The sequence below is a fragment of the Mucilaginibacter terrae genome, assembly GCF_031951985.1.
Taxonomy (GTDB): domain Bacteria; phylum Bacteroidota; class Bacteroidia; order Sphingobacteriales; family Sphingobacteriaceae; genus Mucilaginibacter; species Mucilaginibacter terrae_A.
The window spans coordinates 2,987,919-3,012,142 of the sequence record NZ_JAVLVU010000001.1; the positions used below are offsets into that span (position 1 = coordinate 2,987,919).

Sequence of the window (24,224 nt, forward strand, 5' to 3'; positions counted from 1 at the left end):
ATGCTACGTGTTGACAGCAGTAAACCTTGCCAGCTAATTTATTCATTTGCCCGCCACGAATATCTCGGGTGGTTAATTGAACCGCATATTGTTCAGCTTAACCCAAACGGGGAGTTTTCTTTTACCCACCAGCGTATTTTCTCTAATACGGCACAGGAATTCAACTCTTGTATCGATGAAACCGACGCTAAGCTCATTAAGCTTTTAGAAGAAATTGAGCAGGGGCACCTCATTAAAAAGTACTACAAAAAGCCCATCCGCCCTTACGAGTTTTTTAGCAAGGTATTTAACGAGCAGTTGTTTGATGTTATTAGGCCCAAAATTGAAAAGAAGATGGCCGAGGCGTTTACTATGCTTGCCAACAAAAAACTGTTTGTAATGAGCAAGGAAGGCTACCCGGCTGAGAAGCAATTGCACATAGCTGCCGAGGCGGCTACCGTACTTTTTCACTTTAAGCGCGACGATACCGAGATACGCTACTACCCAACCATCAAGTACCAAGGCATGAAGATCGAATTCATGTTTAAGAACGCCGAGATCGTGTGTAACCATCCCGGCTGGCTCATGCTCGATGATACGCTGTATTATTTTGAAAAGGATGTAGAAGGCCGCAAGCTGCAACCTTTTTTGCAAAAGCGCTACATTGCAATTCCGCGTAGTGCTGAGCAATCTTACTTTGAAAAATTTGTAGCCCCCCTTATTGAGAAACATCACGTACATGCTGAGGGCTTTACCATCAATACCGAAAAGTATGATGCCCGCCCCGTGGTTAAGCCTATATATGTGGCCGGCGGTACATCGCAAATACAGCTTTATTTTAAGTACGCCGGCTATGTTTTCCCCTATGGCGATGGCCGGCATATCTCTGTAAAAATTGACCGCGAGGGTGATAATTACACTTTTCACCGTATAAAACGCTCGGTAACCTGGGAAAAAAACAAGCTTCAGCTTTTGGAAGATATGGGGCTAACCACCTCATCATCACTTTTCCAGAACCTCGAGGTAAAACACGATAGCGATGATACCGACCGTTCTTTCTCGGTTTTTGACTGGCTTAACCAAAATCATGATAAGCTAACCGCCGCAGGTTTTGAAATTGAGCAGCCCGACGGACAAAAGCGTTACCTGTTTGGCAGCAGTAAAATAGATTTACAGGTAAACGAAAATAACGATTGGTTTGACATACACGCCATTGTGCATTTCGGCCCGTACCAAATTCCGTTTATGGATTTGCGCAACCATATTCTTAACCGTAAAAAGGAGTTTACCCTGCCCAGCGGCGAAATTGCCGTTATACCCGAAGAATGGTTTGCCCAATACGGCAACCTGCTCAACTTTACGGAGGGCAACAAGGAGTTGAAACTGCGCAAGCATCACATTGGCCTCATTAATGATTTGGCCGAAGGTGATTTAGCCAGCATTACCATAAACCGCAAACTGCAAAAACTAACCGATTTTGAGGAACTGGAAGACATAGCCCCACCGGTAAACTTTGCGGGCAGCCTGCGCCCTTACCAGCAGGCGGGTTACAACTGGTTCCACTTTTTAAAGGATTATCATTTTGGCGGATGCCTGGCCGATGATATGGGCTTGGGAAAAACCATACAAACTTTGGCCCTGCTACAAAAAAACAAAGAGGATGCACAGGCCATTGGTGCAAGCAGTACATCGTTGTTAATAATGCCCACCTCGCTTATTTATAACTGGATAAACGAGGCGGCTAAGTTTACGCCTACGTTGCGCATGATGGTGCATACGGGGGCTTTCCGCTATAAATCGCCCGATGTGTTTGGTAATTACGATGTGGTGGTTACTACGTATGGCATCAGTCGTATTGATGTAGAGTTGTTTAAAGCTTTCTTTTTTGATTATGTGATTTTGGATGAAAGTCAGAACATCAAAAATCCGTCGTCAAAATCATATCAGGCGGTTAAGCAGCTTAAATCTCGCCATAAATTGATATTGAGCGGTACGCCTGTTGAAAACACGGTTAACGACTTATGGACGCAGATGTCGTTTATTAATCCCGGCTTGCTGGGTAACCAGCAGTTTTTTTTAAACGAGTTTGTAACCCCTATTGAAAAGAAAAAGGATGAAGACAAGGCGCACCGCTTACAAGCCCTCATTAAACCTTTTGTGCTTCGCCGCACCAAGGAGCAGGTAGCTACCGAGCTGCCGCCAAAAACCGAGCAGTTATTTTATTGTAAGATGACTGATGAGCAAAGTACGGTTTACGAAAAGGTAAAATCTGAATACCGCAACGAACTGTTGCAAAGCCTCGAAGACGGTACCTTTGCCCAAACGCAAATACAGGTTTTACAGGGGCTTATCAAATTGCGCCAAATAGCCAACCACCCATCCATGATTGATGAGAGCTACGAGGGGGATTCGGGTAAGTTTGAAGACGTGGTACATACGCTTTCGAACGTGTTGGATGGCGGGCATAAAGTGTTGATCTTTTCTCAGTTTGTTAAGCAACTGAACATTTACCGGCAGCATTTTGAGCAAACCGGCATCAAATTCACCTACCTCGATGGCAGCACCCAAAACCGCGGTGAGGTGGTTAAACGTTTTCAGGAGGATGCCAAAACGCAGGTCTTCTTAATATCCATAAAAGCCGGAGGCGTGGGCCTCAACCTTACCGAGGCCGATTACGTATTTATCCTCGACCCATGGTGGAACCCTGCTGTTGAGCAACAGGCCATTGACCGTACACACCGCATAGGCCAAACCAAAAACGTGTTCATCTATAAATTCATTACCAAAGACACCGTTGAAGAAAAGATATTGGCGCTGCAACAACGCAAGCTTACCGTTGCGCGGTCGCTCATCACCACCGAAGAAAGTTTCATCAAATCACTTTCGGCTGATGATATTAGGGAGATATTGAAGTAAGAGTATGTACTGCCGTCGTCTTTGTCCTCACAAATGAACATTTTCTGGCGCAAGTATGTAGCGCGAAAGGCACAAGTAGCCTACCCACTACCAGCCCCACATACTTGCGCCAGAATTAGAAACGGCAACTATCTAATTAAACCCTCCCCCTTCAGCACAGTCACACATATTTTACATCAACTTATATATATTGCTTGTGTTAAATTCCCGTTAAAGTATCTTTACACCAATAATGAATACACTAAGGCTGCCCAAACAACCCCCAACCGTAGTTTCCTTTTGGAATGTTGGTGCCTTATTGTATTACTCAACCCTTTTGTTTATGCTCGAAACTTTGTTTTACTGGAACAAGTTTAAAGATGCTTATGCCGATGAGGCTGTTTTGTTTAGCCTGTTTTGGTTGGGGAGTGTGTTGTTTGCCTTCAGTCATATTTTTATGGTGGTGTTTGATGGCTGGTCGCGCTACCAAAACTATAAGCGCATAAAAGATTACCTGTTTGTGCACGGTTTTACGCCCAAAATTGCCCGGTTATACAAAGGTTCCAAATGCCAGCGTACGGCCTTTTTAGTGGCTGCGCGCGAGCTGGGAATGGAAGATAAGGTGATCAGTTATTACCGCCGGTTGGGCATTAAGTGGTACCATTTTGTGCCTCACTTTATGATCAAAGATCCTTGGTTTTTGTTTAAAAAATATTTTTGGTCGCGCACGTTTATGGAAAAACATTACGAGCCTAAGTTTAATTACCGCGAATTATCTGCCAGCTTGTCTATCTAAATGCTTACTGCTACACATTTAAGTAAAAGTTATAAATCGGGCAGAGCTTTGGATGATGTTTCTATCCAGATGCTGCCGGGGCAAATATGCGGCCTGCTGGGTCGTAACGGTGCCGGTAAAACTACATTGTTCCGTATACTTTGCGGGTTAATAAAACCCGACTCGGGCCAATTGAGCATTACATCGCAAAGAAGCAAGCCCGTTGGTGGCATTATCGAACGACCGGGACTATACCCATACCTCAACGCTTACGATAACCTTAAACTCTTTGCCCAAATACAAGGTGCTCCAAACCATAAAGAATCAATTAACCAAAACCTGCTTAAAGTTGGCCTGCCAACCGACCGTAAAGACCCGGTACGCAATTTCTCGTTAGGGATGAAACAGCGTTTAGGCATAGCCATAGCCTTACTCAACAACCCCGAATACCTGGTGCTGGATGAACCATTTTCGGGCCTTGACCCCATTGGCGTAACCGCATTAATTAATCTTGTTGCTGATTTGGCGACTAAGGAGAACATCTCCATCCTGCTGTCATCACACCTCATGGGCGAGTTGACCAAGTGCTGCAATTATTTGTATGTAATGGATAAAGGCCGATTGGTAAATCAAGGCACAACGGCACAGCTCATTAATCACCATATTCATAGTTTTAATATCACGGCGCAAAACATTGCCTCGTCGGTAGTCCTGCAAAAATACAGACCAGTAATGGGGGTGAACGGCGCAAGCATTGTATGTAATGCCGATGCGATTCCCGCACTACTTGGCCAGCTACTGACCGAGGGTATACAGGTAACCTCGTGCACGCCCGAACTGTCGTTAGAACAACTGGTTAACGCCCCGCAATCATGATGAAACAGTTGTTGTATGCCGAATTTGTCAAAATCATAAAGCAAAGTAAAACCTACTATGCGTTGGGTGCTATTGCCGTTATCGAACTGTTGATATTTATAACCGCCTACTACCAAGGCAGTACTATTTTAGATTTGCTACTCAACACGCTACGGCAAAACTTTTACTTTGAAGGTACCCTGCTTAACGGCAACCTCATCTTGTACATCGTACTCAACTCGCTGTGGTTTAACGTGCCGCTCATACTCATGATCGTAACTTCGGGCTTGCTAACCGATGAGCACAAAGACGGCACCCTGCAAACCGTAATGCTGCAGGCCGTAAAAAAATGGAAATTTATACTGGCTAAATACATTACTGCCGCCTTGTTTACGTTATTGGTAATTGCCTTTATGATGCTGAGCACCTTTGCGCTGGCCTACACCATTTTTGGCACCGGCGATTTGGTGGTGTACATTGGCACGCTTAACTTTTTTGAGGCCGATGAAGCGTTTCACCGCATTTGCTGGGCATTTGCATCGGGCAGTATTGCCATGGTGTTTTACAGTACGGCCAGTATCACGCTCGCCATTTTTATTAAGGAAGCATCGAAGACGTGGATAGCATCGGCGCTTTTCCTCATCATTACCAACCTGTTGCTCAAGGCCGATTTTTTACCTGCTGGTTTTAACACATTCTTTTTTCCTAAGCTGATAGATACCTGGCAGCAGCTGTTTAATTACAAGGTTGATTGGCAACAGGTAGGTATTAATAATGTTATGCTGATGTTGTACTGTGCGGCCTTTGCGGGTTTGGGTATGTTGGTTTTTCAAAAAAAGGATATTGGATGATGACACGAGATAAAAGTGCGATGGATGTGTGCGATTCCCCTCTTGAGAGGGGTGGAGGGGTGTGTCCTTCAAGCGTTCAAGTAAAGCGTGCTAAACACACCCCTGCTCATGCTCAGCCCTACGCGCCCCCTCTCAAGAGGGGAATTGGAAGTTTAATTGCATTTCTTATAACACTATTCTTCGCACCATCGCTCTACGCCCAAAAAGTAGATGCCGATTTGCTGCGCATCAAACAACGTATGGATTCGGTTGCTAAGTTTACGGCTACGGTAACGCTCGATCTGGATGTGCCGTTTATACAAATGCCTACCAAAAAAGCACAGGTGAGTTACGCCAAAGGCAAGCGCATGCAGTTTACCTCTAAAGATTTTGTGATGCTGCCCAAACGTGGACTGGATTTTTCGCTGTCGGAAATATTTAAATACCCATTCATTACCGTTGACCGCGGTGCCGAAAAGCGAAACGGAAAAATGCTGAAAGTGCTGAACGTTATACCAACCGATGCCAAGTCAGACCTGGTGCTGGTAACCTTGTATATGGATGCCAAGGCGGCGCGTATTATGGAATCAGAAATCAACACCCGTAAAGACGGTTCGTACTCGTTATTGATGCAGTATGACGGCGCAAAGGAAATACTGCCCGATTACGTAGAGGCATCCTTCGCCATAGAGAGGCTAAAAATTCCATTTAACTTTATGGGCAAGGATACCAAAATAGACCGCAAAAAAATGCGCGGTATGGATACCAAAACCGGCAAGATAAAAATGAAGATGAGCGATTATAAAATTTCGCTTATTTAAAACGAGATATTAGGGTTGGATATAGCGAACACATGCTCATCCAAAATTTGCCCACTCTTAACTACAGAGTTTCGTAACACACCCTGCTTTTCATAACCGGCTTTCTCCAACACCCGCATTGATTTTTGGTTGCTGCTTAATGCCAGTGCCTGTATGCAAATAGCATCAAGTTGCTCAAACGTGTAGTTGGTAATCAGCTTTACAGCTTCGGGCATAATGCCTTTGCCCCAGTAGCTTTCGCTTAGCCAGTAGCCAAGCAGCGGTGTTTTACGGTAAACATCGGCCCTGAAGTTAAGACCAATACCCCCCACCACTTCGCCATTTATGCTGATGGTAAAATTTACAATAGGCTCCTGATTTTCAAACATTTTCACCCAGGCCTGCGCATCTTCAAAAGTATAGGGCGAAGGAAAACGATCTAACAACATGGCCGATATATTGGGGTTATTGGCGTGCTTTTGTAACGAGGCCTCGTCGCCGGGTTGCCAGTTGCGTAATATAAAGCCGTTTCCTGTAAGTTGCATTTTGTAAAAATAGTATTCGCTTTTAAGGTTTCATTTAAATAGCTGTTATATTTAGCGGTACTACAAATGCTATTCTCCTTAACTGCATGAAAAAACTCTTTACTCTCTTTTTACTGGCCTCTGCTGTAGGCGTAAACGCGCAAAAGCTCGAAAAACTCACCGTCGAAAAGATCATGAGCGATTCGAAATGGATGGGCACCTCGCCCGATGCCATTCGCTGGAGCGATGACAGCAAAAAAATATACTTTAACTGGAACCCCGAAGCTGCCGACCACAGCAGCCTGTACGCCATAACCACCGGCAACACAAAACCGCAAAAAGTTGAGCTGGCCGAACGCAAAGCCCTTACCAATGGCGGCACCTGGAACAAAAGCCATACCCGAAAACTATTTGAGCAAAGCGGCGATATATTTTTAAGCGACATTAAAACCGGCAAGATCATTCCGCTGGCCGTTACTACCGACCGCGAAAGCAATGCGGCTTTCAGCACCGATGAAAGCAAAGTATTGTTTATGCGTGCCGATAACCTGTTCTCGCTTAGCCTCAACACCGGCGAATTAATACAGCTAACCAACTTTATCCGTACCGGGGCAGCGGCGGCACCTGTTGCAGCGGCCGGCTTTGGTCAAAGAGGAGGAGGCGGTCGTCAGGGCGGTGCAACAACCGGGGCAGCAGTTCAACGTCAGGGAGGTGCAGCAGCCGGCGGTAATCAGCAGGAGGGTTGGTTGCGTAACCAGCAAACCGAGCTGTTTGAGGTAGTACGCGAAAAAGCAAAAGACGAAAAATACAATGCCGCTGAGCGCAAGGCCTTGCAGGGCAAAACATTAAAGGCTATACCAATTGGTGAGCAATCGTTAAGTTTTGTGCAGCAAAGCCCCGATGCCAGGTATATTACCTATCGTTTAATAAAGGCAGCCGATGGTGCAAAGACTACCATTGTGCCCAGCTATGTAACGGCATCGGGCTATACCGAAGATATTCCTAACCGTACCAAGGTAGGTGCGCCCCTGTCAACCTCACAATCATTTGTGTTTGATACGCAGCGCGACACGGTGTACGCCATCTCCACCAAAGAAATTCCTGGTATTAAAGACCTGCCCGACTACGTAAAAGATTACCCCAAACAACTGGAAGACCGTACCAAACGCAACGACGACCGCAACGTGGTAATTCAGGGCCCAAACTGGAGCCCGACAGGCCAATACGCCGTAGCCATTGTTACCGCACAGGATAACAAAGACCGCTGGGTAATGAAACTTGACCCGGCAACCGGCAAACTGAGCCAGTTAGATCGTCAGCGCGACGAAGCTTGGATAGGCGGTCCCGGCATTAGCGGCGGCGGTTTTGTAAGCGGCAATACAGGCTGGTTGGATGATACGCATTTTTACTTTCAGAGCGAAGCCAGCGGCTATTCACACATTTATGTAGTTGATGTGGTTTCGGGCGCCAAAAAACAGCTCACCAATGGTAAATGGGAAGTGTCGGACCTACATCTATCTAACGATAAAAAATCATTTTACTTTACCGGAAACATCGAGCATCCGGGCATCAGCCATTATTATCGTTTGCCGGTTAGCGGCGGTACCCCGGTAAAGCTAACCAGCATGAAAGGCGGTAATGAGGTTGAACTATCGCCCGATGAAAAGTGGCTGGCTATTCGCTATTCGTACTCCAACAAACCTTGGGAGTTGTACCTGCAACCCAATAAACCCGGCGCAAAAGCGGTACAAATAACCAAATCAACCAGTGCCGAGTTTAACTCGTACCAGTGGCGCGACCCGGAAATAGTTACTTTCAAAAACCGTTACGGTAAAGATGTATATGCCCGCGTGTATTCGCAAAAAATTGCGCATCCGTCAAAGCCTGCCGTGGTGTTTGTGCATGGTGCCGGTTATTTACAAAACGTGCATTACTGGTGGAGCCAATATTACCATGAGTACATGTTCCATAACCTGCTGGCCGATAATGGTTACACCGTTATTGATATTGACTACACCGGCAGCGCAGGTTATGGCCGCGACTGGCGTACAGGCATCTACCGCCACATGGGCGGCAAGGATTTGGACGACCAGGTTGACGGTGTAAAATTTCTTGCAGAAAAATATGGTATAAACCCTAAAAACGTGGGCTTATACGGTGGTTCGTACGGTGGTTTTATTACGCTGATGGCCATGTTTACCCAACCTGATGTTTTTGCAGCCGGTGCTGGTTTACGCTCGGTAACCGATTGGGCACATTATAACCACGGCTATACCGCTAACATTTTGAACGAACCTTATAATGACGAAAAGGCCTATAAGGCAAGTTCGCCCATATACTTTGCCAACGGCTTAAAAGGCCGCCTGTTAATGGCACATGGCATGGTTGATGTTAACGTAAATTATCAGGACATTATTCGCCTTAGTCAAAAACTGATTGAATTGCACAAAGACAACTGGGAACTGGCCTCATACCCGGTAGAAGACCATGGCTTTGTGCAACCCAGCAGCTGGACCGATGAGTATAAGCGTATTTATAAGCTATTTGAAGAAACACTGAAGAAGTAAGAAAGTCTACTTGTGCGCGGTGGCCCGTGCGATTCCCCTCTTGAGAGGGGTGGAGGGGTGTGTCATTTTGAAGAGAAAAGTTTGCGAATGACACACCCCTGCCTTCGCTCAATCCTTACCCGCCCCCTCTCAAGAGGGGAATAAGAAATACCTTTAACCCTGCTCAAAACGGCAGGGTTGTTTTTTGCACTTAACTGTTAACTTTGCCTTATGCACCTCTCACCCGAAATTCAAGAGCGACTGGATCAATTACAGCAAAAATATGAGGCTATGGGGCAGGACATGAACTCCTACCTCGACGGTTTGCTGTATGCGGATTTTTTAACGTATTGGGACTACATACATCTTGATACGCTGCTCAGTCTGCAAAAACCTAAAACGCCTTTTCCTGATGAAGAGATATTTATTATCTATCATCAAATAACCGAACTGTATTTTAAACTGGCACTAAATGAGTGTGAGCAGATTGCCAGCCACGAAAACCTGACGGTTGAGTTTTTTACCACAAGGCTGAAACGCATTAACCGCTATTTTGAGGCATTGACCAATTCTTTCGAAATAATGGTGGATGGCATGGAAAAGGAGCAGTTTTTAAAGTTTAGGATGTCATTGCTACCGGCCAGCGGTTTTCAATCGGGGCAATACCGCATGATTGAAATTTATGCTACCGATTTTATTAACCTCGTGGCTAAAGATAAGCGCGATGAGCTACGTGGTGCAAATATCGAAGAGCAATTTAACCACATATACTGGAAGTTTGGCGCTACCGAACTATCAACCGGCAAGCAAACGCTCACCCTTAAACAATTCGAAAAAAAATACGCCAAAAGCTTTATCGAGTTAGGCCGCGAGCGCATCAGTACCAATTTTTATGCCCTCTACCGTAAAATGCTCAAAGAGGGGAACGCAACACCAGCCCTACAAGCCGAATTGCGCCAGTTGGATGTGAATGTAAACGTGAACTGGCCGCTATCGCACTATAAATCGGCGGTACGCTACCTGCACCGCGAGCCTGAGGAGATTAGTGCTACCGGTGGTACCAACTGGCAAAAGTACCTGCCTCCACGTTTTCAAAAGCGCATCTTCTACCCATCGGTTTGGTCGGCCGAGCAAATTGAGGAGTGGGGTAAGGCTTGGGTGCATAAGGCGCTGAGCGGAGAATAGTTTGTAAAGCTTTTTGTTTGCCTTTGGCACTAAAATGCCTCTCTAACCAACTTAAGATTTAACCAATATTTTAAACCGCTAAATTTGGCGGTTTTTTTGTTTTTATACTTAATTATTTGGGTATTTTGGGGGCAATAAAACAACCACCAACCTTATATTAAAAAGCTATTGCTTACCCTGTTTTTGGTGCTACCATTTTTAGTGTTTGCGCAAACCGAACCTGTTGTACTCGAAGAGTTGTACAAAAACTGCCGCGGGTTGTATTCATTTAAACTTAATGACGATGTAAGCATTGTACAGGTTAATACCGACAATGAAAACTTTGACATGCTGGCCATTAACGAGCAGATGAAGGTTTTGTGGAAAGTTACCTTACCGGGCTATGCCTTATCATCGGGTAAGTTTAAAGACAAAATTGTAGCAGTGGGTAGCACCGAAAAAGAAAAAAGCGAGTACAAAGGCTTTGTGCTCGACCCATTAACCGGTAAAATTATTTTAGAAAAAACGATATACAACGGTGGTGATAAAAAGACAGAAAATGCTTACCCATACTTTACCGAAAAGGGTGATTGTTTTAAAATGACGTTTGCAAAAGTTAAAATTACATATCCGGCCATAAGCATGAGCCGTAAGCCCAAAACAACTATACTCAGCCTTGTAGCGCTCGATTTTGACATCAGCCTAAATGTAAACAAGCTTATTGAGACTAAATTACCTGATGGAAAAATATACAGCTATGGGTTTAACACTTATGGCGACCTTATGGTGGTACATAGCAATAATGAAGAGACCGTTGATGTTTCGAAATACAGCATAGATAAAAACACGCCGGTTGCAACACAAAAGGTTAGTTTTAACGCACATAAAAAATTTAAAGCCAACGATATTGATGGAAACTTTAGTGCTATATTTTCGGCTAACCGCGATATGGTGTACCTGGCGCTAATGCATCCTAACGAAGAAAAGGAAACACAGCTAAGCTTGTTAAAACTCAATATGGCCGATGGTAAAACCCAAACTATTACCGAGGTATTTAACAAAGACCACATTAAAGATTTAAAAAGACTTTCATTCCTGTTAATCCCCAAATAAAGAAACCATATATCGGGGATATGAGCTCGGCAATAATTACTACGGCAAAAGAAGAGAATGAAAAGATCATTATAAGCTTTGTAAACGGCAGTCTTATGATGGGTACATATGCAAACGCTTACCGGTTTAACTCACCTGTGGTAAATGTTTATGATTGGAATCTGGCCCGTTTAGCACAAGTGGTATTACCAAGTTCATTGTTTCAGGCCAAGGGCATTATAAACAGTTACAATATCAATGGCGATAAACTTAAAATAGTAAGTACTACCTGCCTTGGCCCGCGTAAGATAAATGCGCTTTACACGATTTATAATTTTAAAGCCGGCAAATTAGACCAAATGGAGTATCTTGAAAAAAAGAAGGTTGATCGTGATGACTTTGTGGGATCGGTAATGTGGTTTAAGGATAAATATATCGTACCTTATTTTTCGCCAAAAGGCATTATGAATCAAAGCAAATTTGAATTGTCGCTTGCGCAAAACACCTATAACTAAGACAACTGATTTCACACTAAAACCAAAAAAGGCGGCTCCATCGCGGAGCCGCCTTTACTACTTACACAATTTATATTTCTCTGAAACTACTATTTGTTGTAGATTTTAGAAGCATCGCGGTAACCGCTTGCGGTGTTGCTGTACCAGTCGGTATAATTTACACCGCCCGATGAAGCCCAGTCGCCAAAGCGCAAATAAGCTTCGTTGATTGGTTGTAACTCGAACGGATGGCTGAACGAACCGCCGAAGCTGATAGCCCATGGCCAGTTAGTGCCCGATACATAGTATTTGTTGCTGGCCGCTACCGAAGCATCGTCATCGGTACCAAACAGGGCTTTGTTAGCTTTGTCGGTTGGTGCAAAACCCGGTAAGTGGATCTCGTAACCACGACGCATATCACTGATCAGGAACGGGTTAAATGCAGATACTTGTAAGTTTGACGAAGCAACAGGCGAAGCAAATGTTACCTTTACCGAAGCTGTTGTGCTGGTTACTTTATCTTTAGCAGCTAATACGTTGATAAAGAAAGCACCGTCAGGATTTTTAATTAAAGCCTCATGGTTATCAAACGGAACAATTACCGCTTTAGCCTGGCCGGCTTCAACACCATTGCTCGCTAATGAAATATAGTTGCTGATAGCTTTTTGACCGGTTACCGAGCTAACTGCCGATGCAGCAACCGGTAACTGTACACCAAAACCGTTTTTAAAAGACGCACCCGAAGCAGCTACACTATAGTCACCTACCATATCAACTACCTGGTTGCTGGCATTGCTGGTGAACGTATAACGGTAGCTAACTACTAAGTCATTAAGGTCATAGTCACCTTTTTTAGGCCAGTTATCTTCAAATGCAATGTTAGCATAACCTGTTTTTGAAGGGTAATAAGTGATATAAGCACGGGTTGGATCGGTAGGAAATGCATCTTGTACATCCTGAACGCCATCGCCATCGGTATCGCCACCTTTGTCAACACCACATACGCCATCGTTATCAATAGCATCTGTTACGTTGGTGGTAGTGTAAAATACTAAATCATTAAAGTCTTCGTCAGATGCATAACCACCAGGGTTGGTAAGTGGGGTTTGACGGTTACAATCTTCAAAACCGGTAATGTGCAGCTTGTGTACATCATCATATAAGGTAACCGCATGTTTTTTCGATATAAGTAACTCAGGGTTGAACAACAGATCGGTTGAGAATTTCTGACCACCTGTGGCTACACCGCTACCAGTCCATGCATCTTGCAACAACACAAATGCAATAGAAGTACCGGCATCAAAGCTGCCCAGTTTTACCTTATCGCCAGCTTTTAAGCCACCGCCCGAGCCTTGCGCCGAAGCATTAGGGAACACATAGGTAACTTTATCAATGCCACCGGCTAATGTACCTACTACGTTAAATACAGGAGGAAAACCGGTACGGTAAGTATAGTAACCCAAAGAACTTTGGTAACCTGCACCTTCAGACACGAAGGTAACATAAACATCAGATGCTTTTTTAAGGTTGATGGTTGATACGGCCGTATTTACTATATATGCCGGGTGCAGATCAGCCACCTTGCTGCCTTCGGGTAATGAAGCGTTGATGAATGATAAAGTTGAAGCATCTATAACATCAGGAGTTGCCTCCAGATAAACCGGGCGACCTAAGGCTTTAGGATACGTTGTATTATTAACAAACGCAGTTGATGCGCTGTATGAACCCGGATAACCATAATCGGTTAACAGTAAGCCATTGGTTTTAACAGATGATACAGCTACGGTTGCAGCAGTCCTGGCATCTTCGGCAATAACATCACCAGCATATCCGTCTTTGCCACCTAATACCACGTTTACAGTATTACTTGCAGAAACGGCTACCTGTGCGTTACGCATTATACCCAGGTAAGCCGGATCAATTACCAGTTTAGTGGTTGATGTAGGTACGGTAACTGTACCTTGCAGTACACCTGCGCTGTTGGTTACACCTTTAAAAACGGTTACGCCTGCCGTGTTGTTTACGCTAACCACAATACCGGCCAAAGGCTGATCGTTGTTGGTTTTGAGCGACACGTTGAGGCTCACGTTTTTGGTTGTGCTAAAATTAAACCCATCAGGGGCAATTTTGTTGGCCGGAGTTACAGGCCCTTCCTCGGTTTGGTTGTTGTCTTTTTTACAGGCCGACAGTGCTACTACACCTGCTAAAAGCGCATAAGTAAAAATAGATTTCATTTTATTTATTAATTAGTGAAAAAATGCAATGGGATTATGCTGATTTGGATATATAGGCACAGCAAAAGCCTTGATTGCTTATTGCTGTGCACTTGAGTTTTTGCTTATTGTGAATACACCATAGAAGATACCCTGTACGCTGATGCCGTATTACTGTACCAATCGGCGTGGTTTAAACCACTTGATGTAGCCCATGGCGAATACATTTTGTACACCTTATCAACACCGTTAAGCTCAGTAGGGTATTGAAAAGCATCGCTGAACATAATGCCGAAAGGCTTGTTGGTTAACGATAGATAATATTTGTTTTGAGCCGGAACAGTGGCGTCGTCCTGCGTATCAAATAATGCCGCATTGGCTTTTGCGGTTGGCTTATAACCCATCAGGTGTATTTCGCGGCCACGCTCTTGCCTGGCTATAAGGAAAGGATTAAAATTTGATGCCAATACAGCCGATTGTGCAAGCGGCGAATTAAACTCGATGTTAAGAGATACTGTTTGAGCCGTAAACTTACTGCTGTGGTTGTAAACGTTAAGGTTGATTGCGTTGCTTACACCCGGAAATAAGGCATCGGTATTATCAAAAGGTATAATTACAGCTTTGGTTTGGCCGCTTTCAACACCGTTGGCCGCCATGGTAATATAGTTACCGCTAATTCTCTGACCTGTAACTGACTTTACTGTCGATGCAGCCACAGGTAATTCAACACCCAAACCATTTTTGTAAATGGTACCTACTGCCCGTAATTGAAAATCGGCTTTAAGGTTAACTACCTGGTTTTTAGAATTTAAAATGTAGCTATAACGATAACTTACTACCATGTCGTTCATGTCGTAATCGCTCATTTTAGGCCACATATCTTCAAAAGCTATAGTGCCATAAACTGTTTTTGATGGATAATAGCTGGTAAATGCACGTGCGGCATCATTAGGAAACTCGTCTTGTGCGTCTTGAATACCATCGCCATCGGTATCGCCACCACGGTCAATTGTGGCTACGCTGGTTGTTGATATAGCACCTGCAACTGATGAAGTACTATAAATAACAAGATCATTAAAGTCGTTGTCCGAACCGGTTCCCGAGCGATCAATATCCTCAAAGCTTGATACAAACTTTTTGTGAACATCGTCATATAATAAGATGCTTTGTTTTTTTGAGCCGGGGTTATAGCTATCGTTTGAGTAAAATTTGGTATTACCGGCAGTAACATCCGTTCCACTCCAGCCATTTTTTATCATTACAAAAGCAATGGTGGTACCGGCTGCAAAGTTGCCCAGTTTAACTTTATCGCCCGCTTTTAAACCACCACCCGAGCCATTTGCCGAAGCATTTGGAAATACCCAGGTAATTTTATCAATACCACCTAATATGGGCACTAAGCTCGCGCCTACATTTGGGGCGCTACCGGTAGGATACGTGTAATAACCTAAAGTATTTTTCTGATCGGCACCTTCCGAAACAAAGGTTACATAAACATCCGTTTTAGCTGTAACGTTTAGGGTTGAAGTTACCGTGCTGTTTAAATAAGAGGGGTGAGTGGTAGTCAACGGCAAATTCTCGGGTAACGAAGCGTTGATATAGGAAAGTAAAGAAGCATCAAGCACATCACTTGTGGCTTCTAAATAAACCGGCCGGCCTAAGGCTTTAGGGTAAGTTGCATTATTTACAATTGCGGTTGATGCGGTGTATGTACCCGGATATACAAAACTTGTAGCTAAAAGAGCCGTGGTTTGATAACCCGAAGTTTTGTAGGCCGATGTTGTTTTAACATCGGTAATAGCGTTTGATGTAAACGTAATGTCTTCGGGCAAAATATTACCGCTGAAACCATCTTTGCCGCCAATAGTGGCTGTAACCGTATTGTCGCCGGCTATGCTGGCTTCAGCATTACGTATAAGGCCTATGTAAGCAGGGTCAATGATTAAACCGGTTACTGTTGAGGCAATAGTTACCGAACCTTGTATTACACCGCTGGTATTGGTTACACCTTTAAAAACGGGCTCTCCTATTTGATTGCCGGGCAGGTATACACTTACCACAATACCGGGTAAGGGCTGCTCATTGTTGGTTTTTAATGCAATGCTCAATTTCACGTCTTTGGTAGTTTTAAAATTGAAACCATCAACAAAAGGCACTTCAGGAGTTACAGCAGCCGGAGGATTCTCTTGTGTAACCGGCTGGGATGTTTTCTGCTCTAAGACATCTTTTTTGCAAGCCGAAAACATAATTATCCCGGCTAAAAGAATGTGTGTAAAATTCTTTTTCATAAAATTCAATCAATAGTTTAAATCAATCAGGAGAGCGGTTGCGGGCAGGATATAATATTCCCATATGCATCTTAGGGGCAATGCATCAGGGTAAAACTTTCCAGGAAAAATAATTTTTACTGTTGGTTTAATTTGGTCCCCCTGCCTTAAACAGCTGGGTTAATTATTAATTGCCGGCGTTGGTAATCAACTTATGGATTTATACGCCTAAAGGTTTTATTGGGTTACATTTTTTATAAAAAATATTTCACTTAACGATAAAATATTAAAATAAACACACCAATGGCAGTTTTTAATATTTAAACACACAGGAAGTATATTTATTTAGAGTACAAATGTTTAAACATATACTATATTTAATTTAACATTACTTAAAATTTATTTCTTCATAATTGTTATTTAAGTGTTACAACATACTCTTAACAGCTTATAACAAGTATATATCAAAATTGCTTATAAAGAAAAGCCGACTTGAAATAAGAGGAAAGAAATATGCTAAAACCAAAGAAAGATTATCTTATAAGTATTAAATTATTGATTTTAAGTATTATACCCATTTTAATATAAAAAAATGTTATAACATATATTATTAAAACAATTACACAGTTTAAAACTCAGCAATTATTATATGGTAGTTGATGAAGCATTGCTTTCGGCAAAACCCATTATTTTGTATAACTTAGGGCACATCATTACCTACAGCTGATATACTCAAACACGGCATATAATAATGTAAAGCTTTAAGCAGGGTAACCTTACAGGTTTGGCCTAAAAGCAATCTATGAAACGAATTGTACACATCACCCCAACACTCCCGCCCGTAATTAACGGTCTTGGCGATTTTTCATACCTGGTTTCGCAAAGCATAGGAGAGTTATATGAGGCCGAACAATTTTTTTTAGTGGTAAACAAGCCACCAGGAAACATAGACGATAATGTGAGCGAATTTAATGCAGGCAACCTGTACAATAAATTGATTGATGCCCGCCCCGATGCCGTAATACTGCACTTTGTAGGTTATGCCTACCAAATTAAGGGCCTGCCTTTTTACATGCCTAAAGCATTACAAAAGCTTAAAAAAGAAACGAACTGTAAGGTGCTGGTTTATTTTCATGAACTATATGCAACCAGCAATAATATACTGAGCACGGCCTTTTACACCAGTTATTTGCAAAAAGCAATTGTAAAGCAACTGTATGCCGTGGCCAACCAAACTTTCACTAACTGTGTATTATATAAGGGCATACTCTCGGCAGCCCTAAATGGAAAGCCTAATACGGTTATTGTTACCGGCCTATGCTCCAACATTCCTGAAGCATATTACAATACCCATATTGCCAAAGAGGCATCGTCCATGGTTATCTTTGGGTCGCAAACCTCACGATCGGCTATATATGGTAACCCCTTTTTTAACCGGGTAATTAAGGATTCAGGCATAAAAACAATATATGATATTGGAGCGGGTTCTATGAATTACTATAGCCCCGATGTTGATTTCCGGCCACTTGGTAAGCTTGCGGCCGAAGATATTGCTCCGTACCTCAACAAATCAGCTTATGGGGCATATGATTATGCACCGCATATTATTGGCAAATCGGGCATACTATCGGCTTATGCGGCCTTTAGTGTAGTCCCCATAAATTTTAGCGCAATTAAAGAAAAAGTGCTCGATGGCTTAGTCCCTGAAAAGGAATATTTCGACACCGCATCTGCCCTACCCGTACATGATATGAACACCGCCTGTACCGGCCTGCAAAACTGGTATAAGCAGCGAACTCAAAAAAGCATAGCATCAACCATTATTCAACATCTGTAATAAAATGCAAAAAACTATAAAATGTAAAACCTTACTGGGGCAACGCGGACTTGATTTTTCGATTGCATGCCTGCATAGTTTCATTACCCATAGTGAAGACCAGATTTTACTGGAAATTTATGAAGATGGTTCGGTTACCGATGAAGATGAGCAAAAACTACTTACCTCGCTTCCCGGCTCAACGGTAATACGCAAAACGGTACGCACACCCATTATTGAGCAAAAGCTGAAAAATTATCCGCTTTGTAAAAAGTTCAGGGATGAGAATGTGCTGGCGCAAAAGCTGTTTGATGTATCGCTGTACAATGATGATGATATATTTTTCATCGACAGTGATATTTTCTTTTTTCAGAAGTATAAGCTGCCAGATTTTAACGATACGCCTACTTTTATGTACGACACCCAAAACGCTATATCATTTAGTCCGGGTAACTTTTTTAATTTCAAGCAAGCCGTTTATCCTAAAATAAATACCGGGATCATCTATTTCCCGCATAAGCTTTTCAGCCTCGATTTCTTAGAGAACTTATTGAAAGATAAAGCTTTTAGTAACGGGCTGGTTACTTTTAAAGTATGGGCCGAGCAAACGCTATGGGCAATTATGGCATCGGCAGGTAATAAGATCAATTATTTTAACCCGCAGCAAATAATTATGGCTACCGAAAATACGGTTATTGCCAATGATACCATTGCCGTTCACCTCGTATCATCATACCGCCAGCAGTTTGAAGAGCTACGTAAGTTTACACCGCCGGTAACACAGGGTTATACTCAAGTTAGCATAAAACCAGCAGCCAAACCCATAAATAAAGTGGGCTTTTTTACCGAACGCTTAATTAAAAAAGTTAAAAACGTAGGTAAGTAATTAACGTACTATTGGTTTTTCATAGGCTTGGTGGTAACCATAATTACCCCATTTTCATGTTTTTTGCCATAGGCTTTTACTGCTGCATCTTCTCTTAAAACATTAATGCTGGCAATAGTTTTGGCATCCATAGTTTTGAGCGCGGCAACATCTGTTTCTTTGCCATCAACTATAACAAGTGGCTTTGAGCCTTGCTTAACAGAAAAGCCGGTTACCACAGCTTCGTTATTATTAGTACTAAACCTGCTGGTTACTTTAAAGGTATCAACAGCACCCTTAATTTTCACATCACCGCGCCGAACAAAGTTTATAGTTTGTACCACACGTTTTGCCGAGGTATCGGCCTCGTAACGGGCTGTTGCACCAAACACAACCGGTACGGTATATTGCACATCAACCTTTTTGCCGTTTTGCTCACCGGGTGCCCATTTTGGAGATGATGCTATTACCCTAACCGCTTCCTCGGCCAATGCCGGGGTGCTTGCTTTTAGTGCACGCACATCGGTCAGTTCCCCGTCTTTACGCACCACAAAGGTTACATTAACCCGGCCTTGATTGCCATTGGTGTTGTGCAGGTTTTTCTGTAAAAACTCGGCAAAACCTCTAACCCCCCCCACAAAATTGGGGAGCTTTTCTACCGCGGTAAAAATCTCCTTTGCTTCATTAATATGCAAGGAATCTTTTACAATAGGTTCATCAACAACCTTAGCTGTAGGATTGTCTTTAACCAGCAACTCGTTATTTACTTTAAACTCGGGCACACTGGCTACCAGTTCTTCGGTACGGGGTTGCTTAACGGTAAGCTCTTCAGTTACAACCGGGGCATTAATTAATACCGGAGCAGGAGCTTCAAAAACCTGTAACGCCTCGCGCTTAATAGTTTTTACCACCTCGCTATTGTTTATAGTGGCCGATGATAAGGCCAGCATCAACGCAAACAAAGGAGCCGAAAAGCCATATTTTAACAGCGCTACATAACCCGATTTGTTTTTTTGTAGCATCATAATGCGTTTTTTTAATACACTACTGTTAAAAAACGGGTTGAGTAAGTGATGTGACGGGGCGTTAAAAGCCTGATTCAGTAACAGCATGGCATAATCAGCCTTGCTGGTTCCTGTTTTGAGCGCATCACGGTCGGCAATAAATTCGTGGGTTTGTTTAATATAATAACGGTACAAATACACAATAGGGTTAAACCAGTTAATAATCATAACCAGTTCAATTAAAAGCACATCGGCCGAGTGCCATTGCCGGGCATGTACTTCTTCATGAGCAATAATCACCTCCTGGCCCTCCAGCTCTTCATCTACCTTTATTTTCTTAAAAAACGACCATGCAGCTGGTAATTGCCTGTTGACAATCATGCGTTTAAGGGCAAACAGTTGCCAAAGTAACTTTACCGACAATATAACAATACCGGCAATATACACTACCCGTGCTATCTCGCCCATGGTGAGCTGATCGGGCTGATTGTTAAAGGTGTAAATAGCCTGGGGGCTTGCGCTATAAATGGTTTGATGTACCTTTTGGGTAATAAACCAGCTCTTTACTACATCCAACTGTATAAGCGGTATAAAAAACGATATTACAGATGCCCCAACCAAATAGATCCGGTTGAGCTGAAAAAACGTTTCGCGCTGTAACAGCAAGGCATAAAAGCCAAAAAACAGGATGAGATACAGGTTGCTGAGCAACAGGTAATGCCACCAGGTCATAAGCAGAGAGGTTATGTATTATTTATCCTTTAGTTTTTCAATCAGTTTCATGATCTCATCGGCCTCTTTCACATTAATTTTTTCTTTCTGCACAAAAAATGAGAACATGCGTTTTACCGAGTTATCAAAATACCCGGTAAGTAATTTATCTGAAGCAAAGTTTTGGTACTCATCTTTGCTGATAAGCGGATGGTATTCATGGCTTTTGCCATAAGCGGTGTGGCCAACAAAACCCTTGGTTTCTAAAATACGAATGATGGTTGAAACCGTGTTATAAGCTGGTTTAGGTTCGGGCAGTAAATCAATCACATCCTTTACATACCCTTTTTTGATTTGCCAAAGCACGTGCATCAACTGTTCTTCTGCACGGGTTAGCTCTTTAATTTCCATAGTGATGTTTTATTTACTGTTTTGATACATTACCGGGCTGCATTGCGCAAAACGGCTGTTGCCGGTTATTTCAATTTTATAATCCTGTATAAAATTATTAACCAAAGTTATGAATTGCTTTTGACGGCTGGCTGTTAAACCGGTATTTTCAAGGTTTACCAAATAATAACTTATGCATCCATCGGGTTCAAAGTAAATACGGTTAAATATGCGCGTAGGCTTTTCCCACACAAAATTGTTTTTATTTAAATAAACGGCCAAAGTGTTCAGCATATTGGCATATGCCTTGTAAAACTCTTGCGACCTGCCGCCCTTAAATACGGCCTTTGTGCTATCGGCATGTAATGCACTCGCATATTCACCATCAAGCTTTTGCATCGAATAACCCTTTTTCTCGGCCTCTTGAAAAGTCTCGGCAATATGCTGGGCATATCCCTTTACCGAAATAAGAATTAAAATTATGACAGTCAAGCATTTCATTCATATAAAGCTACAACTAATTATTTAGTCGTCAAACTTTTTTTACATAAACCCGAACATTTGACATTATAAAACAGTTCAGTATCTTACCAATTATTAGTACATGCATATAACTTTTCATGGTGCTGCACGCAATGTAACCGGCAGCAAACACATAGTTCAACTTAACGACGGTACTTCTATCCTGCTCGACTGCGGCCTGTTTCAAGGGCTTGGCGAAAAAACCGAGGACATGAATGAACACTTTGGCTTTAACCCCCGTAAGGTTGATTACATGATACTCTCGCATGCCCATATAGACCACTGCGGCCTAATACCCAAACTGGTTGCCGAAGGGTACGAGGGGCCTATATACTGCACTGCTCCTACCATGGAACTTGCCCGCATCCTGCTCATGGATTCGGCTAAAATACAGCAGCAGGACGCTGAATACATGAATCGCCAACGAAAAAAGCGTAACGAAACAGAACTAACAGCACTCTACACCGAAGAGCAGGCCATGGAAGCTTTACGGCTCTTTAAAATAGTAGAGTATAATGACGAGGTAGAAGTTACGCCCTGCTTTAAGTTTAAACTCACTGATGCCGGGCACGTGATAGGCAGTGCTGCAATACACCTATCTATATTAGAAGATGGCAAATACACCAATATTACCTTTAGCGGCGATGTGGGCCGTTATGGCGATCTATTGTTACGCAGTCCTCAAAAGTTTCCACAGGCAGATTATATCATGCTCGAATCAACCTATGGCGATTCGCTGCATAAAGATTTAGGGCCTATTGAAGATGCCCTTCGCGACATTATACACGACACCTGTATTGCAAAACGCGGCAAGGTGATCATTCCTGCTTTTAGCGTTGGGCGTACGCAGGAACTGCTTTATGCACTAAACGGGTTAGAATTGCGTGGGCAACTGCCGGATGTAAATTATTATGTGGATAGTCCGCTGAGCTTACAGGCCACACAGGTAATTAAAGACCACCCTGAAGTATATAATAAAGACGTAATAGAGGTGATGAAAGTGGACCATGATCCCTTCATGTTTAAAAATCTGCGCTTCGTGCAATCAACCGAAGAATCGATGGCGCTGAATACCGATACAAGGCCCAGCGTAATCATATCCTCATCGGGCATGGCCGAGGCGGGCCGGGTGAGGCATCACATACGTAACAACATCAATAACAAAAAGAACACCATACTTATGGTAGGTTATGCCGAACCCAGCAGTTTAGGTGGCCACCTTATACGTGGAGATAAGGAAGTTTACATTTTTGGCGACCGTTATGATGTTAAAGCCCAGGTTTGCGTAATTAAAAGCATGAGTGCCCATGGCGATTACGAAGACCTGCTGCACTTTCTGAATTGCCAAAACCCCGAAGATGTTAAAAAGTTATTTTTGGTGCACGGCGAGTACGATGTTCAGCAAAAATTTGCCGATACCTTGCGGGATAAAGGATTTAAAAATATTGAAATACCTTACCAGCACGAGCGGGTGGAGTTGGAATAAAATGGGTTGGTTTAAAGAATGTATTATATGCTCAAAAGAAGATCTGCGCGCGGCAACGTTGCAGCATCTCTTCTTTTGAGATTTATCATTCCCTAAATCAAATCAATTATAAATATGTTTGCATTGTTTAAGCATTACACATTTTATAATACTTGTCCCAATGATACGCCTTTCGGTAAACGTAAATAAGATAGCCACCCTACGCAACTCGCGCGGAGGCAATAACCCTGATTTGTTACAGGTAGCTAAAGACTGTGAACGCTTTGGTGCGCAAGGCATAACCGTACACCCTCGCCCCGATGAGCGCCATATACGTTATGCCGATGTACATGCCCTGAAAGACATGGTTACTACCGAATTTAATATTGAAGGCAATTGTGATGAAAAGAAATTTGTAGATCTTGTACTGGCTGTAAAGCCGCACCAGGTAACCCTTGTGCCCGATGCTACCAACCAGCTTACCTCTAACCACGGCTGGGACACCATCACCCACAAACGCTATTTGCAGGATATGGTAAAGTGTTTTAAGGATGAGGGCATCCGCGTATCATTGTTTGTCGATCCGCTTAATGATATGGTTGAGGCTGCTGCCGAAACCGGCACCGACCGTATTGAACTTTACACCGAAGCTTATGCCAGTCACTATCACCAGGGCATAGAACTGGCAGCCGCTCCATACATACAGGCCGCTGAGATAGCACAGAAAGTGGGTTTGGGCCTCAACGCCGGGCACGACCTCGACCTTAAAAACCTGAAATATTTTGCCGAACATGTACCCGGCCTGCAAGAAGTAAGTATAGGCCACGCCCTTATTTGCGACGCGCTGTATTATGGTTTAGAAAACACCATCCAGATGTATTTGCAACGGTTAAGCTCAAAATAATTACAGCAACAGCCTCTGTTGGTTTTTTTTCTTTAATTGAAACTTATTTAATCATTTATTAAAACCCAATGTGATTGCAGTGGTTATAGTGTAAAGAAAATTTACATCATACC

General features: G+C 43.0%; 19 protein-coding genes. 13 read left to right on the plus strand and 6 right to left on the minus strand.

Features of this window, described 5'->3' with window-relative positions; genetic code table 11:
* The 5 genes from QE417_RS12730 (at nucleotide 1) to QE417_RS12750 (ending at nucleotide 6,155) form a co-directional block, all read left to right on the plus strand.
* Nucleotides 1–2,895, plus strand: a complete 2,895-nt coding sequence (locus tag QE417_RS12730) for a DEAD/DEAH box helicase (protein ID WP_311950493.1) — start codon at nucleotides 1–3, stop codon at nucleotides 2,893–2,895.
* A 232-nt stretch (nucleotides 2,896–3,127) separates the two neighbouring features.
* Entirely contained in the window at nucleotides 3,128–3,670 is a 543-nt protein-coding gene (locus tag QE417_RS12735; protein ID WP_311950495.1) for a hypothetical protein, read from the plus strand.
* Nucleotides 3,671–4,525: an ABC transporter ATP-binding protein gene (locus tag QE417_RS12740; RefSeq protein ID WP_311950497.1), complete on the plus strand. Its 855-nt coding sequence runs from the start codon at nucleotides 3,671–3,673 to the stop codon at nucleotides 4,523–4,525.
* Complete coding sequence (locus QE417_RS12745) at nucleotides 4,522–5,355, plus strand: ABC transporter permease (protein WP_311950499.1); 834 nt, start codon at nucleotides 4,522–4,524, stop codon at nucleotides 5,353–5,355. The genes QE417_RS12740 and QE417_RS12745 overlap by 4 nt, the downstream gene beginning before the upstream one ends.
* Nucleotides 5,352–6,155, plus strand: coding sequence for a hypothetical protein (locus QE417_RS12750; protein ID WP_311950500.1), 804 nt, complete (start codon nucleotides 5,352–5,354; stop codon nucleotides 6,153–6,155). The genes QE417_RS12745 and QE417_RS12750 overlap by 4 nt, the downstream gene beginning before the upstream one ends.
* Here the strand turns inward: QE417_RS12750 and QE417_RS12755 are convergent.
* Nucleotides 6,152–6,679 (minus strand): GNAT family N-acetyltransferase, encoded by a 528-nt coding sequence (locus tag QE417_RS12755; RefSeq protein WP_311950503.1) that lies wholly within the window; start codon nucleotides 6,677–6,679, stop codon nucleotides 6,152–6,154. The two genes, QE417_RS12750 and QE417_RS12755, sit on opposite strands and share 4 nt — an antisense overlap.
* An 86-nt stretch (nucleotides 6,680–6,765) precedes the next feature.
* Here QE417_RS12755 and QE417_RS12760 point away from each other — a divergent pair, with 86 nt between their 5' ends.
* From QE417_RS12760 to QE417_RS12775, 4 genes are all read left to right on the plus strand, one after another.
* A complete protein-coding gene (locus tag QE417_RS12760; RefSeq protein ID WP_311950506.1) occupies nucleotides 6,766–9,225 on the plus strand; it encodes a S9 family peptidase in 2,460 nt (819 codons plus the stop codon).
* 210 nt (nucleotides 9,226–9,435) lie between these two features.
* Entirely contained in the window at nucleotides 9,436–10,389 is a 954-nt protein-coding gene (locus QE417_RS12765; RefSeq protein ID WP_311950508.1) for a tryptophan 2,3-dioxygenase family protein, read from the plus strand.
* A gap of 168 nt (nucleotides 10,390–10,557) precedes the next feature.
* The gene (locus tag QE417_RS12770) at nucleotides 10,558–11,481 is read left to right on the plus strand and encodes a hypothetical protein (protein WP_311950511.1); all 924 of its coding nucleotides are present in this window, start codon (nucleotides 10,558–10,560) and stop codon (nucleotides 11,479–11,481) included.
* Nucleotides 11,482–11,501: 20 nt separating this feature from the next.
* Complete coding sequence (locus QE417_RS12775) at nucleotides 11,502–11,975, plus strand: hypothetical protein (RefSeq protein WP_311950512.1); 474 nt, start codon at nucleotides 11,502–11,504, stop codon at nucleotides 11,973–11,975.
* Between the two features lie 89 nt (nucleotides 11,976–12,064).
* On the opposite strand, the gene QE417_RS12780 is transcribed toward QE417_RS12775, so the two are convergent.
* Together QE417_RS12780 and QE417_RS12785 are read right to left on the minus strand one after the other, a co-directional pair.
* The gene (locus QE417_RS12780; RefSeq protein WP_311950514.1) at nucleotides 12,065–14,188 is read right to left on the minus strand and encodes an LruC domain-containing protein; all 2,124 of its coding nucleotides are present in this window, start codon (nucleotides 14,186–14,188) and stop codon (nucleotides 12,065–12,067) included.
* A 104-nt stretch (nucleotides 14,189–14,292) separates the two neighbouring features.
* A complete protein-coding gene (locus QE417_RS12785; protein WP_311950515.1) occupies nucleotides 14,293–16,455 on the minus strand; it encodes an LruC domain-containing protein in 2,163 nt (720 codons plus the stop codon).
* A gap of 781 nt (nucleotides 16,456–17,236) precedes the next feature.
* On the opposite strand from QE417_RS12785, the gene QE417_RS12790 reads away from it, so the two are divergent.
* Both QE417_RS12790 and QE417_RS12795 read left to right on the plus strand, forming a co-directional pair.
* The gene (locus tag QE417_RS12790; protein WP_311950518.1) at nucleotides 17,237–18,271 is read left to right on the plus strand and encodes a hypothetical protein; all 1,035 of its coding nucleotides are present in this window, start codon (nucleotides 17,237–17,239) and stop codon (nucleotides 18,269–18,271) included.
* Nucleotides 18,272–18,275: 4 nt separating this feature from the next.
* The gene (locus tag QE417_RS12795) at nucleotides 18,276–19,136 is read left to right on the plus strand and encodes a hypothetical protein (protein WP_311950520.1); all 861 of its coding nucleotides are present in this window, start codon (nucleotides 18,276–18,278) and stop codon (nucleotides 19,134–19,136) included.
* 8 nt (nucleotides 19,137–19,144) lie between these two features.
* Here QE417_RS12795 and QE417_RS12800 read toward each other — a convergent pair whose 3' ends face one another.
* Genes QE417_RS12800 through QE417_RS12810 form a run of 3 tightly spaced genes read right to left on the minus strand, consistent with a single transcriptional unit; the run spans nucleotide 19,145 to nucleotide 21,712 of the window.
* Entirely contained in the window at nucleotides 19,145–20,851 is a 1,707-nt protein-coding gene (locus QE417_RS12800; RefSeq protein WP_311950522.1) for a TonB family protein, read from the minus strand.
* Nucleotides 20,852–20,869: 18 nt separating this feature from the next.
* On the minus strand, nucleotides 20,870–21,241 hold the full coding sequence (locus QE417_RS12805) for a BlaI/MecI/CopY family transcriptional regulator (protein WP_311950523.1): 372 nt from the start codon (nucleotides 21,239–21,241) through the stop codon (nucleotides 20,870–20,872).
* 9 nt (nucleotides 21,242–21,250) lie between these two features.
* On the minus strand, nucleotides 21,251–21,712 hold the full coding sequence (locus tag QE417_RS12810) for a hypothetical protein (protein ID WP_311950526.1): 462 nt from the start codon (nucleotides 21,710–21,712) through the stop codon (nucleotides 21,251–21,253).
* Between the two features lie 112 nt (nucleotides 21,713–21,824).
* Here QE417_RS12810 and QE417_RS12815 point away from each other — a divergent pair, with 112 nt between their 5' ends.
* Nucleotides 21,825–23,228: an MBL fold metallo-hydrolase gene (locus QE417_RS12815; protein WP_311950528.1), complete on the plus strand. Its 1,404-nt coding sequence runs from the start codon at nucleotides 21,825–21,827 to the stop codon at nucleotides 23,226–23,228.
* A 160-nt stretch (nucleotides 23,229–23,388) separates the two neighbouring features.
* Nucleotides 23,389–24,111: a pyridoxine 5'-phosphate synthase gene (locus QE417_RS12820; RefSeq protein WP_311950530.1), complete on the plus strand. Its 723-nt coding sequence runs from the start codon at nucleotides 23,389–23,391 to the stop codon at nucleotides 24,109–24,111.
* Nucleotides 24,112–24,224: the final 113 nt, after the last annotated feature.